Source organism: Halobacillus sp. ABD4_316, assembly GCF_056161385.1.
Window position 1 is genome coordinate 372,272 of the sequence record NZ_JBSWZA010000003.1, and the last position, 14,589, is coordinate 386,860.

12 protein-coding genes and 1 pseudogene are annotated in these 14,589 nt (G+C 48.2%); 2 read left to right on the forward strand and 11 right to left on the reverse strand.

Translation table 11 applies throughout. The features are described from left to right. Positions 1-31 precede the first annotated feature (31 nt). The 7 genes and pseudogenes from ACXAJH_RS14325 to ACXAJH_RS14355 form a co-directional block, all read right to left on the reverse strand. On the reverse strand, positions 32-634 hold the full coding sequence (locus ACXAJH_RS14325; protein ID WP_474994333.1) for a DUF624 domain-containing protein: 603 nt from the start codon (positions 632-634) through the stop codon (positions 32-34). 15 nt (positions 635-649) lie between these two features. After that, positions 650-1,147, reverse strand: coding sequence for a GH32 C-terminal domain-containing protein (locus ACXAJH_RS14330; RefSeq protein ID WP_474994479.1), 498 nt, complete (start codon positions 1,145-1,147; stop codon positions 650-652). Beyond that, a pseudogene (locus ACXAJH_RS14335) lies at positions 1,130-2,089 on the reverse strand (glycoside hydrolase family 32 protein); the annotation flags it as partial. The gene ACXAJH_RS14330 and the pseudogene ACXAJH_RS14335, both read right to left, overlap by 18 nt. Positions 2,090-2,144: 55 nt before the next feature. Next, on the reverse strand, positions 2,145-2,999 hold the full coding sequence (locus ACXAJH_RS14340; RefSeq protein WP_224871035.1) for a carbohydrate ABC transporter permease: 855 nt from the start codon (positions 2,997-2,999) through the stop codon (positions 2,145-2,147). 4 nt (positions 3,000-3,003) lie between these two features. Beyond that, positions 3,004-3,987, reverse strand: a complete 984-nt coding sequence (locus ACXAJH_RS14345; protein ID WP_474991076.1) for a carbohydrate ABC transporter permease — start codon at positions 3,985-3,987, stop codon at positions 3,004-3,006. A 79-nt stretch (positions 3,988-4,066) separates the two neighbouring features. Next, on the reverse strand, positions 4,067-5,419 hold the full coding sequence (locus tag ACXAJH_RS14350) for an ABC transporter substrate-binding protein (protein WP_474967368.1): 1,353 nt from the start codon (positions 5,417-5,419) through the stop codon (positions 4,067-4,069). Between the two features lie 82 nt (positions 5,420-5,501). Next, positions 5,502-6,497: a LacI family DNA-binding transcriptional regulator gene (locus ACXAJH_RS14355; protein WP_474967367.1), complete on the reverse strand. Its 996-nt coding sequence runs from the start codon at positions 6,495-6,497 to the stop codon at positions 5,502-5,504. Between the two features lie 311 nt (positions 6,498-6,808). On the opposite strand from ACXAJH_RS14355, the gene ACXAJH_RS14360 reads away from it, so the two are divergent. Both ACXAJH_RS14360 and ACXAJH_RS14365 read left to right on the forward strand, forming a co-directional pair. Next, positions 6,809-8,137 carry a copper amine oxidase gene (locus ACXAJH_RS14360; RefSeq protein ID WP_474967366.1) on the forward strand — a complete coding sequence of 443 codons (1,329 nt, stop codon included), beginning with the start codon at positions 6,809-6,811 and terminating at the stop codon, positions 8,135-8,137. A 63-nt stretch (positions 8,138-8,200) separates the two neighbouring features. Continuing rightward, the gene (locus tag ACXAJH_RS14365) at positions 8,201-9,178 is read left to right on the forward strand and encodes a class F sortase (protein WP_474994335.1); all 978 of its coding nucleotides are present in this window, start codon (positions 8,201-8,203) and stop codon (positions 9,176-9,178) included. 217 nt (positions 9,179-9,395) lie between these two features. Here the strand turns inward: ACXAJH_RS14365 and ACXAJH_RS14370 are convergent, their stop codons facing one another. The 4 genes from ACXAJH_RS14370 to ACXAJH_RS14385 all read right to left on the reverse strand — a co-directional run bounded on the left by ACXAJH_RS14370 (position 9,396) and on the right by ACXAJH_RS14385 (position 14,513). After that, on the reverse strand, positions 9,396-11,375 hold the full coding sequence (locus ACXAJH_RS14370; RefSeq protein ID WP_474994337.1) for a penicillin-binding transpeptidase domain-containing protein: 1,980 nt from the start codon (positions 11,373-11,375) through the stop codon (positions 9,396-9,398). Between the two features lie 238 nt (positions 11,376-11,613). After that, positions 11,614-11,985 carry a VOC family protein gene (locus tag ACXAJH_RS14375; RefSeq protein ID WP_474991058.1) on the reverse strand — a complete coding sequence of 124 codons (372 nt, stop codon included), beginning with the start codon at positions 11,983-11,985 and terminating at the stop codon, positions 11,614-11,616. Between the two features lie 55 nt (positions 11,986-12,040). After that, positions 12,041-13,618 (reverse strand): BCCT family transporter, encoded by a 1,578-nt coding sequence (locus ACXAJH_RS14380; RefSeq protein WP_474994339.1) that lies wholly within the window; start codon positions 13,616-13,618, stop codon positions 12,041-12,043. A gap of 163 nt (positions 13,619-13,781) precedes the next feature. Further along, on the reverse strand, positions 13,782-14,513 hold the full coding sequence (locus ACXAJH_RS14385) for a ZIP family metal transporter (RefSeq protein WP_474967361.1): 732 nt from the start codon (positions 14,511-14,513) through the stop codon (positions 13,782-13,784). Positions 14,514-14,589: the final 76 nt, after the last annotated feature.

A 14,589-nucleotide genomic window follows, 5' to 3' on the forward strand; every position in this document is an offset into this window, starting at 1 on the left:
AAGGAGACGGCTCACCACCGCCTCTTTCTGATTATGAAACAGCATCCAAACGCAGTTGATTCGTAAACAAAGCCACTACCAAGAAGAGAATAAGGTTCACAGAATAGAGAGGTAAAATCCCTGGGACATACCGGATGCACACCAACAGCAGCACGATCCCGGCGGACAATGAAACAAGCCGGCCCGGATAGCACATGAGCAGATGAAAGGCGCGTCGAAGCGAAGGTATTGTCTTTTCACCGCTGCCCAGCGGGAGGAGCGTCAGCAGAAGCAGAAGAAAAAGGCCGGACATAAGAAAAATGGTGCCGCTGACAAACAGGTAAAATAGAATTCCCTGAAACTGCAGACTTGTATATAAGTTCAGACCAAGGAGAATAAAAACGAGGGATCCTCCTGTAAAAACCGTATTGGAAGAAAAGAAAGACTGCCGATAGATACGCCGGAAATAGGAAAACGACGCCGGCCGCTCCCCTGCCACCCACTCCTTCAATAAAGCTGAAGCAGCAGCTGAAGCTGGAAACACCCCGAAAACGAGCAGCCCTGCCATGCTGAATGTCAGCCATAATATGTTGAGAACAGCCAGCCGCATCAGCCAGTCACAGCATTGATAAATAACAGCGCCGGTTCCTTTCATGAATATTCTCTCCTTTCAGGAATGGTTTTCTGCCCAGATGGAGGGCCGTTGATCAATGACCATGTCCTTCACGGCCGCATACCCTTTTATACTTTCCAGCTTCATGAGGTGGGACAGGGCGGTTTGAGGAAAGTACAGATTTGTCATACCGATCTCTCCAGCATTTACAAACATTTCCACCGAAGAAAAATCACAAACGACCGTCAAGGTAACCTCATCGAAACTGCCAGCTATGTCAGCTGTGCATACGGCAGCGTAATGGTCGGAAAAAGCTGGCACACATTCATCCCGGACCACATACGCCCTTCCTTTTTCGACACCAAAGCGATATCCGCCTTCACCCGTATGAAAAACCGTACCTTCCACATGGGAATCCGCCTGGAGCTCCAATGTGATCTTCCATACAAAGGGGGCATCAGGCTGTGATTGAATGTGCGGGGATCCAGGGAGCAGTTGAACCCCGCTGTCTGGAGCGCTGTTGTCCACAGATTGAATCAAATCAGCCACCGGCATCTGCTTCAGCACACTCTCCCCGGAAACCTTTGTAAGCATCAGTTCTCTCGGGAGGGTCATCGCACTTCTCCAAGGATCGGTCGGTACGTCGTTGGCGTACTGCCAGTTACTCATCCATGCGATAATCACACGCCGGTCACGAAGGTCTGAAAAAGACTGGGCAGCATAAAAGTCTTTCCCGAAATCAAGCCACTTGACTTCATCCTGCTGCTGGTCAGGGAAAAAGGCAGACCCGTCAAAAACTCCCGTAAAATACTGTGTCCCTGAACCTCCGCATGGTCCTCCGGCATCAATGCCGATCATCAGGACCCACTCTTCAACTCCAGTCTTTTCATTGATCATAGGAAACAAATCAGGGCACTCCCATGTCCCTTTCTGTTCTCCCCACCCTTCCCCAAAAGAACTGGCAAAGGTCCACTGCTTTAGATTTTCCGATGTAAACAGCTGCACCTGTTTTCCAGCAGCTAATACCATCACCCATCGGGAAGAGGACGAATGCCAGAACACTTTCGGATCACGAAAGTCTGCAATGCCGGGATTCTCCAGTACAGGATTTCCGTCATATTTAGCCCACGTCCGTCCACGGTCTTTACTGTAGGCAATGCTCTGCCGCTGAAGGTCACCATCAGCACTTGTATAAACAGCGACCAGTCCTTTACCTCCGTCAAAAAAACCGGTGGTATCCTCATGATCAACCACTGCACTCCCTGAAAAAATCATCCCCTGCTCATCCGGATGCAGAGCGACAGGCAGGTGCTCCCAAGTCACCAGGTCCCGGCTTACCGCATGTCCCCAGTGCATCGGCCCCCACTGTGTACTGTACGGATGGTATTGATAAAACAAATGGTACTCTCCCTCAAAGTAGACGAGTCCGTTCGGGTCATTCATCCACATCTGCTCGGGTGTAAAATGGAGGTGAGGGCGGTACTTTTCTTTATAATAGCCATGGGCCGGCATCGTTTCGTAATGTGTCATAACGGCTGCACACTCCTTCCTGTTAATTCTTCGAACCTGTATGAGTCAGGCCCTGAACATAGTAACGCTGTAAAAACGTGAAAATTAAAAGCATAGGAACCGTTGCAATCGTAAGAGCTGCCATGACCTGCCCCCATTTAATCGGCGGTTCGTTCATGAAGTATTGAAGGCCGATCTGAATGGTACGCATGCTTTCATCCGATGCCACAACAAGCGGCCACAGGAAATCGTTCCAATGATTGATGAACAGCACAATCGCTACGGTTGCAAAAACCGGCTTCGACAGCGGAACAATAATCCGGAAGAAAATGCCGATCTGTGAGCATCCATCAATTTTAGCTGCCTCTTCCAGTTCTTTAGGGAAATCAAGAAAGAACTGTCGGAAGAGAAAAATCGCAAAGGCATTCGCGATAAACGGCACGATTAATCCTGTGTAGGTATTCACCCATCCGAGATCATACACAAGAACATACAATGGAAGGAAAATGCTCTCCGGCGGGATGATTAAAGTAGCGATGATCACCCCCAGCCAAAAACCAGCCAGAGGAAACCGGAACCTTGCAAGAGCGTACCCTGCCATCGAATTTACGACCAGTCCGAACACGATAATGCCTGTCGTATAAATTAGACTATTGATGATATACCGAAGCAGATCCACACGTTGGAAAGCTGCGATATAGTTTTGAAAATAGCCGCCTTCCACTTCACCTGGTGCTGGAGGCAGAAAAGCCTGCAGAGACTTCATATCCTTGAAAATCTGAAACTCGTTTTTCAAAGATGAAACCAGCATCCAAATAAGCGGAAATAAGAAGATAAAGGTCAGTAGAATTAAAGACGTATACAAAACTACGGTCTGCATCTGTTTTTTCCTTTTCATTTCCCTACCCCCTCTCTTCACGGACAAGGATCCGCTGAACAATGGTGATCACAAGGACAATAACGGTAAAGACGACAGCCATCGCCGAAGCATAACCGACATCACGATAGTTAAAGCCAGTTTCATAGATATGGTAGACGAGAGACTTCGTAGAGCCGAGCGGTCCTCCCTGTGTCATGATCATCGGCTGGACAAGGAGCTTAAAAGCAGCAATACTGATGGTTATGAAAATGAATAAGGCAATGTTTTTCAGACCGGGCAGGGTCACATGCAGAAACTTCTGCCAGCTGCTTGCTCCGTCAATATCAGCTGCTTCATACAAATGATTGGGGATATTTTGAAGGCCGGCCAGAAAAATCATCATTTGAAAACCAGCGCCCTGCCACACAGACATGACAATAATCGAATTCATCGCTTGATCCGGACTGGTTAGGAATGGCTGCGGCTGGATTCCGACTAAACCAAGGAGCTGGTTGATCAGCCCTTCATTCGGGTTGTACATAAAGGTCCACAAAATCGATACAACAACTAAAGACATGACGACTGGTGAGAAAAAAGCGGTTCGAAAAAATACCCGGAAACGGATTTTTTTGTTAATCAGCAGCGCAAGGCCCAGCGCTACGGCCAGTTGAACCGGTACAACAATCACCGAAAAATAGACTGTATTCCAAAAGGCCTGCCTGAACTCTGCATCCTGCAGAATGTATGTGAAATTTTCCAGGCCGATCCACGAGATATCGTCCGGCTTTAAAATATAAAAGTCTGTGAAGCTGTAATAAAAGGCTGCCCCCATCGGGTACAGGAGAAAGACGCCCAGAAGGATCAAAGCCGGAGCAAGAAAGAAATATCCTGTAACGGCTTCCTGAAAAGCTTGAGACTTCCTTCGTTTCTGTTTCTTCGGGGATGGTACTTTCTGCAATGGCCTGCGGGTGTGAGACGTCGTACGATCACTGGTCAGGGATTTCGCTGAGGAACTGTTCCCACTCATGGATGGTTCTCCTTTCTTAATAAAAGCTGAAACTCGATTAAAAAGGATTCAGAGCCTGATCAGGCTCTGAATATGAGGGTTATTCTTCAAAACGTTTCAATTCCCGCTTTACACGCTGGACCTGTTGTTCCACAACGCTTTCTACGTCCTCACCGAGGGCAGCGGCATGGAAAGACTGGGCAAAAGCATCGGTAAGAACCGGATACGCCGGTGTCGATGGTCGGGCATGAGCGGTTTCAATGACCTGCTCTTTCATCACACTCCATGGCCTCTCATTAAATTTATCCATACTTTCGAAAGCGGATTTTTGCGCAGGAGGCATACCGGTTGCTTCGGAAATCTTGATCGCCGCTTCTTCATTAGTCATCCACTTCATAAGTTCAGCCGCCTGCTCAGGATGTTCTGTATTGTTCGTAACCGCGTAAGCCATACTTCCTGATGGGGAAACCCTTTCATCTTTATACGGATAAGGCATCATTCCCCAGTTCAAGCCGGCGTCCTCTGCAGATACAGCAATCCACGGACCACCGAGAGCAAGGGCAGCCTTCCCTTCTTCAAACTGCATTTCACCAGGACTTTCCGTCACAACGCCTTCTTCAAACAACGACTTCACGTATTGAAGCGATTCAAGGGTTTCGGGACTATTCAAGTAACCATCCACTTCTGTGCCATCTTCAGAAATCAAGGCACCTCCGTTGGACCAGGCTAAAGGAGCCCCCATAAATGTCAGCCACTCCCCGACTCCATAATTCATGAACAGATTCAACCCGTATTGATCATCGTTCGTCAACGTCTTCGCATGATCCATCAATTCATCCCACGTCCATGCTTCTTCAAGCGATTCCGCCGGCTCAATCCCGGCTTCCTCTAAAAGGTCTTTGTTGTAGTAGAGCATAACGGACGCTTCCATGGCTCCAAGAGAATATAGCTGGTCATCGTACGTCCCCTGCTGGATGATTGAATCTACATATTGGTTCTTCGTTTCCTCATCGATGTAATCATCAATCGGCTGAATAACGCCCGCATCCGCAAAACTTGCGACATATGGACCGTCCACAGCCATCACATCCGGAAGATTTCCGGCTACGAGGGCTGCGTTTATACTGTCGCTGTACGCACTGGCTCCATCATCAATGATCACCTCTGCGTTTACGTGAATATCTTCGTGTGCCTCATTAAAGCCATCAATCAAATCGATATACGCTTTCGTTTCTTCCTCCCCGGTCTGGTGAATCCAGAAGTCCATCACGACATCTTCGTCACCCGACGCTTCGACAGTCGTTTCAACAGAACCGGTTTCGACTGTATCACTGGATGCATTTTCACCAGAACCTGCTCCGCCGTCCCCCTCACTATTCGCTGTGCTGTCACTTGAACATGCGGCCATAAACAACAGGATCAGCCCAAAAACTACGTATCCGAACCTTTTCATCCCAACATTCCTCCCTAAAAGATTAAATGCCTTCGCAAACGTTTACGTAATCGTTTACTTTATGGTGAAAAAGAGAAGGCTCTTAATAAGAACCTCTCTGTACCAACTCTGAGTCCAAGATGATTTCCTGGTGCTCTCCTTTATATCCATCAATTCTTTTTAACAACTGCTCTACGGCAGTCTTCCCTAATTCAAAAGCCGGCTGTCTGACCACGGACAGTGGTGGAGAAGTCACTTTCATCCAATCGTAGTCATCATAGCCAATGACCGCCATGTCATCAGGAATAGCTATGTTCTGCTCCTGAAGGTAAGAGACCGCCCCCATCGTCATCACGTTGTTGGCGATAAACAAAGCCGTTACACCAGCGCGGTGAAGCTTCCCGGCCAGCGAATACCCTTCCTTGAATGTAGCAGGACCTTCCTGCATATACCCTTCTTCAATAGTCAGCCCCCGCTCCCGCAGTGCCTCTTTATATCCTTCCAGACGCTCATCACTCGTCGTAATACCAAGACTTCCTGTCACAAATCCAATTCTTTCGTGACCTTTTTCAATTAAAGCCGTTACGGCTTCATACGCTCCACGACGGTTGTTTACGAGAACCCTGTCTCCTTCACCTGTACTTGGATGACGATCAATAAAAACGACAGGATAGTTACCGGAGAATTCCTCCTTGTAGTCATACTCCCTGCCGTTGACCGGGGCAATGACAAGCCCATCAATCAACTGGGTATTGAAAACCCGAATCTGATCTCTTTCCGTTTCCGCCTGTTCATTAGAATTACTAAGAATAAGATTATAGCCGTTTTCCTTTAAAACCTGCTCAATACCATTGGCTACAGACATGAAGAAAAAGTTTGACGTATCCTCTGCCACCAGAGGAACAAGAAGTCCGATCGTACTGGACTTTTGACTTCTTAAGCTGCGCGCAATCCGGTTTGGCTGATAGTTTAAATCCTTCATAGCTGCATATACTTTCTGCTTTGTTGCTTCTGCGACATACCGTGTCTCATTGATCACATGGGATACAGTCGCTGTAGAAACCTTTGCTTTACTGGCTACATCTTTAATCGAAACCATGGCTGACTCCTTCTCCCCGCGGGCAAGTAATCGTTTACGTAATCGTTTACCTTAACTAGACTATATACTCAGAAAGCGCTTACGTCAACACAATTTTCATCTTTTCTTCCTTTTTCGAACACGCCTCATCCCCTCATGCACGGAAGAAAATACGAAGTTCCGCCCCAGCGTCAGGGCAAAAAAAATGACAACTCAGCTGATTCTTTACAGACTCCTTTCACGAATTTCTATATTTTTTCCGGGAAATTGTGATCCAATGTCCACCCTCCTTCGTTAGCTGTGTAAGAAATCAATTAAAGGAGAGTGTACACATGAAACAAATGAAAAGAATCTTGATCACATTAATGGCTTTGATGCTCCTTGTCCCATCCGTAGCTATGGCCGATCACCACAAATCAGCACAGACGGAGGCGGCCGATCTAAGGTCGACGCTTGATCAACTATTGTCCGAGCACTTCGTCCTTGCTACAACGTTTATGATGAAATCGTATGAAGACGCACCAGACACTGATGAAGTATGGAACAAGCTTGATCAGAACGCACAGGATATGACCCCGGCGATCGCATCCATTTATGGAGATGAAGCAGCTGCACAGTTTGAAGAAATCTTCCGCGGACATAACGATTATTCCGATGGTTTTGTAAAAGCTGCGAAAAACGATGATCCAGAAGCCCGTAAGATGGCCGAAGAGGAAGTTGAAGAATTCACGGAAGAATTCAGTACGTTCCTTGCATCTGCAACTGAAGGAAACCTTTCCAAAGAAACAGCCAAAGAAGTCCTGAACGCGCACGAACAAGATGTTTTGAATGTTTTTGACCACTATGTAAACGAAGAGTATCAGAAATCCTATACGGCTTTCCGCGAGGGCTTCAACCGTATGTTCGACATCAGTAAGGCCCTTTCTTCTGCCATTGTAACGCAGATGCCGGATTCCTTTAATGGAACCAAAGCAGATACACCAGCAGCAGATCTGCGTTCCAACATGAATGCTCTTGCTTCTGAACACTTCGCTTTAGCCGTTCTTGAAATGCAGAAAGGCTATGACCAGGCGGAAGACTACGATTTCGTAACTTGGGCTGAGAACCAGCACACCGCTGATTTCAAAGCTGCTATCGGTTCTATTTATGGTGAAGAAGGTGCAGCCCAGTTTGAAAAGGTATGGCAGCAGGATCATATCAACGCGCAGTCTGATGTGATTACAGCAGCTCTTGAAGAAGATGAAGAAGCAAGAAAAATGGCTGAACAAAGCCTGATGGCCTTCTCTGAGGACTTCGGTGCCTTCCTTGGTACAGCAACTGAAGGAAACCTTCCACAGGAGGATGCTGTTGAAGCGGTCTGGACTCACGAGGAAGATATCCTTCAGACCTTCGATCATTACGTGAATGAAGATTATGCAGCCACTTATGACTCTTTCCGTGAAGGATATGCCTTCATGTTCGGAATTGGCGAAACACTAAGCAGCGCTGTTGTGACACAGATGCCGGATCAATTCGGCGGAGAAGTTATGCCGGAAGAAATGCCTAAAACAGGCTTTGGTGGAACAAGTGATCAAGGGATCAACACATGGATGTGGGTCGCCTTCGGAGTCATCGCCGCAGCTTCTGCCGGCTTCATCTCCATCCGCAAAGCCAAACAGTAATGCTTAACATGGAAGAAGAGCTTCTGCTCTTCTTCTTTCCTTATGATAGAGAGGTGACAGTCCATGAAGCTCGATTGGAAAATGTATTTCACAATACTTGGCCTGACCGCGCTCGTTATGGTCGCCTATGAATTCAATGCGTTCACTTTTTGGAAGGACGATTCGGATGTTGTCCGGATTGAAAATGCTACACAGGCGTCCTACCAAGAGGCGGATGTGCCGGAGGAGCAAAAAGAAGAGATTTTGGACGGCGAATTTACAGTGATTAATAAAAACGGAAATATGAGGTCCGCTGACGTTGTGAAAAACCAAAAGCAGGAAGAAACAGGGATCACTCCTGCCACCATTTCCATCCCTGCCATTGACGTAGAAGCACCTGTAGAATCAGTCGGCATTCTGGATAATGGACAGATGGGTGTACCGGAGGATCCGCAGAAAGCCGGTTGGTTTGAACCAGGTACAGAGCCCGGCAGCACAGGAAATTCTGTCATCGCCGGACACGTGGACAGCCGGACAGGACCTGCTGTTTTTTATGATTTGGATCAACTGGAAAAAGGAGACGAAATTACCGTCTCTGATCAAAACGGGGAAGAAAAGACCTATGTAGTCGAAAAGCTTGAAAGTTATCCGATGGATGATTCCCCCATTGAAACGATTTTCGGATCTTCTGATGAAAAGCGTCTCAACCTTATCACATGTACAGGTGAATTTCTCAGCAGTATCGGCGGTCACGCTGATCGTCTCGTTGTGTATTCAAAACTGAAGGAACCAACACAGAATCAGGAGGATATCCAGCCCCCTTCCAACGTGCAGATCCAGGGTACGATGGTTACCTGGCATGCGGTACGCGAAGATTATGTGGCAGGGTACCGTGTTTACCGCAGCAAGGACGGGGAAACATTCGAAAAGGTCGCCAGTATCTCCAAGCATGAACGGAAATCCTATACCGATCCCGAAGCATCCGATTACTCCTACTACGTAACGACCGTCAATGAAGAAGGTACAGAATCGAAGCCTTCCAATACAACAGGAACAAAATAAACCACGTCTTCCGGTCAGACGTGGTTTTCCGCTTGTCATAGGAAGGGACGATCTTCTGTTTAGCAGAAGATCGTCCCTTTTTTCAGTTCCTCATTAGATGGGGGTGCGCAGCATGTTCATTGGTGACACCTGCGGGGCCAAAACCGTCCCCTGACAGGCAGCCACGGATAAGCGTAACGTAATCATCTACACACCGTTTCTGCCGGAAGCGGTTATCCTATTTCAAATTTTCGAAGACATTCTTCACTTTAGGCACCACATCGTGACTGCCTTCTTCTGTATCTTCCATCATCATCGCCACAAGCAGATCCTGATCCTGGGTATCCCAGGCGACGAACCATCCATTCACAGGTCCCTCTTCATCCTGGGATTTCTTTAATTCCGCTGATCCTGTTTTCCCTGCGAGGGAGATTCCTTCCACAACCGGCTCGTAGGCTGTTCCGTTTTTGTTCTGTACGACCGCTGTCAGATCATCACGGATCAAAGCCGCTGTTTCTCCGCTGATGACCTCTTCTTTCCAGACCTCAGATTCTTCCTCATTCACCAGAAGCTGCGGTTTGATCAGTGTCCCATCGGTAATGAACGGCGTGTAGGCAGCAGCCAGGTGGACAGCGCTCATCTGCACCTGCCCCTGCCCATAGGCGGTCGCCGCAAGCAGCGATTCACTTTCAAATGTATCTTCGTTCATCAACTGGGAAGCTTCTATCGGATACGCAAACGGCAGATCCTCACCAAAACCAAATCCTGCTGCTTCCTCCAGGAAAGAATCTCCGCCGATATCCACGATCTGACGGGCGAAATAAATGTTATCCGACCGCATCAGTGCATCGCGGAGATTCACCTGACTGTCTGCGGCTGCCCCGGGTACACGGGTAACGGAATAGCCGGCATCCGCCTCATACGTTTCTCCGGATATCGACAGCTCCTCTTCCGGATTAATCGTTCCTGTTTCCAATCCAACCGCTGCGGTGATCGGCTTAAACGTGGATCCCGGAGAATACGTTCTCGAAAACTTGTTCAAGGTCACTTCTTCCCCTCCAAGCCCTAAAGAAAGAGCTGTCGGGTTGTAGGAAGGCGTACTGACAAGGGCCTCCACACTTCCGGTCTCAGGATGAATCGCGGCCGCTGTTCCGGATTCGTCTTTCAATTGTTCATATACTTCCGTCTGGACATCCGATGAAATGGTCAGCGTGACGTCTTCCCCGTCCTTCGCTTTCTGTTCTGCGAGCACTTCTTTTGTTTCATTTTCCTCATCGGCAATATACACACGCCAGCCCGGTTCGCCCCGAAGCTGCTCCTCCATGACAAGCTCTAAACCGGATTTCCCGATGTTATCGCTCGTACTGTAGCCTTTTCCTTCGCGCTCTTCAAGCTCTTCAGCCGTGATACTACCCATATAGCCGGTCAAATGCGCGGCCGCTTCCCCTAAAGGATAAACACGTGCTTCTTTTCCATCATTGATCATGTAGCCAGCTGGCAGATCTTCAAATGCTGTCAGCCTCTCCTCATCATCTTCCGGAATCATCGCAAGCGGCACGAATACATCGTCCTTCACCCAGGACTGCTCCAGTTTCTGATCGATTTGTTCAACGGAGAGTTTGAGAATGTCCGCAAGCCCTTCCTTCAACTCTTCTTCCTCTTCCATCTTCCCTGGTACGATACCAACTTCCTTCACCGGACCTTTGACAGCCAGACCCTGACCGTCGCGGTCGAAAATCTCTCCGCGTTCAGAATCCAGCCGGGTGATCCTCACTGTATCGCCTTCCACCATCTGAGGGAAAATAAGGTCCGGGTGCCATTCCACCGCCCAGCGATCTTCCTCGTCGTTTTGCTCATAGACAAGTCCCGCCTGATGACTGAATTCAATCGCACCGGCTCTTGAATCTACCGAAGCCGTATATTCATAGGCAGGTGGATCCTCTTGATCATAGCTTTCTTCCTCTTCGGGAAGATCGTATGTCATCGATACCTCTTCAGCGCCGATCCCATCATAAATCTCCTTATAGCGGCTGATAAAATCCTCTTTCGTGATGGATTCTTTCGAAGATTCACTTAAATAGCTGTACATCGTTTCATACTCTTTCTTTTCCCATGCGTCCATGTACGCGGAAAACGTATCCTGCGGCTCCGGCTGACTGCTGCAGGCAGAAAGCGCGGCCGTGGTCAGGAGGACGAGCAGGATCATCCATTTTTTCATCAAATCTCCCCTTATTTTTCTGTAATCAGACAAATTTTTCTAATTTCTATTATACCAGAGACAAGCCTGGGAAAAAGAAAAACGCCCGGTGTTCAGTTCACCAGTAAAGGAGCGTTCGGTGGTGAGGGCTGTGGGAACAGCACCCACCGACAAGCGGAACGTGATTACCAGAACGACAAAGCAGCTCCACCATTAAAAAACAAAAAAAGACGACCGATTGAATCGATCGTCTCCAGCTTCACCTATTAAATTCAATGATGTTTCCATCGGGATCCGTGATGTACACTTGATGCCATTCCGTTTTATTGACCGGCTTGTTCAGCATCTCCACTCCGTGCTTTTCCATTCTTTCGATAAACGCCTCAACATCACGGACTCTGACCGCAAAATGTCCGTCTCTGGAATCAATCTCTGTTGTACCACGGAGCGTTTTCCCTTCTTCATAAGCAATCAAGTGAATCTGTGTCGCTCCTACCTGATACCACGCGCCTGGAAAATCGAAATCGGGACGGTCGGGGCTTTCTTCAAATCCGAGCACTCCGCCATAAAATTGTTTGGCTTGTTCTATATCCGACACAATGACAGATACGTGGTGCAGTGATTCATACATGTACAGGTCCCCTTTCAAAAGTTACTCTGATATCAGTGTAATCCAATCGACCAGACTATTCCACTTTACGCTTCGCTTCATAAGCTTTTATAGGCTTATCTTTCTGACGGACGTTGGTCAGCCAGGCTTGATCGGCGTCGATCATTTTCTTCGCTGCGTAAATCAGAATGAACTGGATGACGATAATCGGCAGACCCATAAGGCCTGATACGACATTCAATGGGGCCAGACCGCCGATCCTCATTAGAATCAGGGCAAAAGCAGTAATCACAGCCGCAATGATAATACGAAGCATCTTCGGCGGCTCAAAACGGCTCATATCCCGCGTACTTGTATAGGCGGCAATTGTATAAGTCGTGGAATCGAGGGTCGTCGTCAAGAAAATCAGGGCGACAATCATAAAGATGACAATGGCGATTTCCCCGAAAGGAAGCGTATTTAAAATCTCCGGTATCGCTGCCATACGTGCTTCTTCTTCCACGAAGTTCAAAATATCAAGATTTCCAGTCAGGTAGCGGTGGACACCAAGACCGCCAAGCACCCCTGTCGCCAGCCAGGAAAGCAGCGTTGGAGCGAGCAGGTACGTGAGAATCATCTCCTTGATCGTCCGACCCTGTGAAATTTTTGCTGCAAACACACTGTGCAGCATGGCCCAGGTCGCACTGTAGGCGAACCAGAAAATCGTGTTGCTTTGAATATGCGAGGTTTCCCCCTGATAGACCGATTCCGTGTTCAAGGAAAAGTCCAGGTAGTTGCTCAAGAGCATCGATACACTATCTGTGAAGTAGTTCAGGATGAAAACACCGGGGCCCCCGACGAGAATAAACAGCGCTAAGAACCCGGCAATATACATGTTCCATGTACTTAACCGTTTGATCCCTTTTTCGATGCCGAGATACGCACTGAGGGAAAATAAAAAGACCCAGACGATGGTAACGATGATCGTCAGCGTGAAATTCACCTGGATGCCGAGCAGATGAGAAAGGTTCTGCGTAATGATCGGCGCCCCCAGTCCAAGCGTGACAGCTGCTCCGGAAAGAATACTGATTAAAAACAACACATCCAGCAGCCGGCCTCCGATGCCGTCTGTGAACTTATCTCCGAACAAAATCCGGCAGGCCTCTGAAATTCTCATCAGCGGACGTTTTTTTACGTGCAGTATGTATCCCATGGCTGGTGCTATCATGACAAAAATAGCGAACACTTGAAACCCCCATAAAAACATACTGTAGGCGTTCCCCCACAGCAGGGCTTCCGCAGAACCAGCCTCTACTCCGGCCGGCGGGTCGTTGGCGACAGACGTCCACTGGAGCATCCCCGTCCGCATGATCGTCGATCCGACACCCATCGCGACCAGAATGGACGCGTACTCAAAAAGGGTGAACCTCGGCTTCTCCTCCGGATTCCCAAGAACCACTTTTCCGTATTTGGAAAATGCCAGGTAAAGACCTGCGGCGACCAGTAAAATGCCATACCATAAGTATCCCCAGCTGAATGATGCCACAATCGAATCAAAGACCGTATTCATAAGTTCCAACGACTGTGATTCATACAGAGCGAAAGGGATACTGATGGCGGCCATCAGCAAAAGTGATGGAATGAATATTTTGTAATCAATCATGTTTTTATTCATGCTATCTCCTCCCAATTTCTGCATACCCGCTGAAAAACGAATTATAACGATATTTTTCTAATAAAATATTTCCAACGAATCATTCCCCTTTTCTTTCTTCGCTGTTCCGTTTACAGGATAGGTATGGAAGAAAAAAAAGACCCGCCGGATCATCCGGCAGGCTTCAGCGGAACCATTCCACAATTCCGATCATGCTGAGCAGTCCAAGGAGAAATGAGAATGTAGCCAGACGCTCATAACCATGACCGTGGGTTTCCGGAATCAACTCCTTATAAACGATGAACAACATCGCACCAGCAGCAAAGGCGAGCCCGTAAGGAACGAGGAACAAAGAGATATGAACCACGTAAAACCCGATAAAACTGGAGACGCATTCGATCCCACCAGTAAGGAGCGCCATGAAGATGGCTGTTCTTTTGGGAACGTGTTGATGAAGCAGAAACAAAGCCACAAGGAAACCCTCCGGTGCGTTCTGCATGCCCATGGAAAAAGCGACGACCATTCCGAGATGCTCGACTTGACTGGCCAGGCTGGCACCGACCGACAAGCCTTCCGGAATGTTATGGAGAGTCATCGCCGCGACAAGCATCAGTGACTGGTGCGGCAGCCCGGGAGATTTTCTCGTATGATCCATATCTACATGTGGAAGTAGATACTCAAGCAGGTTCAAAATGAGCGCGCCTCCGAGTACACCAATACAAAGCACCGTTACATTGGTCAGCTTCAAAGAGGCCGGAATAAGGCCATAGGTGGATGCTGCCATCATCACACCAGCGGTATAGGCGAGAATGCTGTCCATTTTCCGATGGGATACCCGGCGGATCAGCAGGACCGGGAGGGCTCCCGCTCCCGTAGCCATAGCTGACAGGATCATAATCATCAGCGTCCCCTCCAACAGCTCCGCCTCCTTCCATCCATTGTTCTCTAGTATATGTACAGGCCGTTGGAAAAGAACGTTCTATATCAGTATA

Bases quoted from the DNA above. Each gene is read 5' to 3' on its own strand.
- ACXAJH_RS14340 (WP_224871035.1), bottom strand. From the start codon at position 2,999: ATGAAAAGGAAAAAACAGATGCAGACCGTAGTTTTGTATACGTCTTTA.
- ACXAJH_RS14360 (WP_474967366.1), top strand. From the start codon at position 6,809: ATGAAACAAATGAAAAGAATCTTGATCACATTAATGGCTTTGATGCTC.
- ACXAJH_RS14350 (WP_474967368.1), bottom strand. From the start codon at position 5,419: ATGAAAAGGTTCGGATACGTAGTTTTTGGGCTGATCCTGTTGTTTATG.
- ACXAJH_RS14325 (WP_474994333.1), bottom strand. From the start codon at position 634: ATGAAAGGAACCGGCGCTGTTATTTATCAATGCTGTGACTGGCTGATG.
- ACXAJH_RS14330 (WP_474994479.1), bottom strand. From the start codon at position 1,147: ATGCCGGTGGCTGATTTGATTCAATCTGTGGACAACAGCGCTCCAGAC.
- ACXAJH_RS14365 (WP_474994335.1), top strand. From the start codon at position 8,201: ATGAAGCTCGATTGGAAAATGTATTTCACAATACTTGGCCTGACCGCG.
- ACXAJH_RS14345 (WP_474991076.1), bottom strand. From the start codon at position 3,987: ATGAGTGGGAACAGTTCCTCAGCGAAATCCCTGACCAGTGATCGTACG.
- ACXAJH_RS14370 (WP_474994337.1), bottom strand. From the start codon at position 11,375: ATGAAAAAATGGATGATCCTGCTCGTCCTCCTGACCACGGCCGCGCTT.
- ACXAJH_RS14355 (WP_474967367.1), bottom strand. From the start codon at position 6,497: ATGGTTTCGATTAAAGATGTAGCCAGTAAAGCAAAGGTTTCTACAGCG.
- ACXAJH_RS14380 (WP_474994339.1), bottom strand. From the start codon at position 13,618: ATGAATAAAAACATGATTGATTACAAAATATTCATTCCATCACTTTTG.
- ACXAJH_RS14375 (WP_474991058.1), bottom strand. From the start codon at position 11,985: ATGTATGAATCACTGCACCACGTATCTGTCATTGTGTCGGATATAGAA.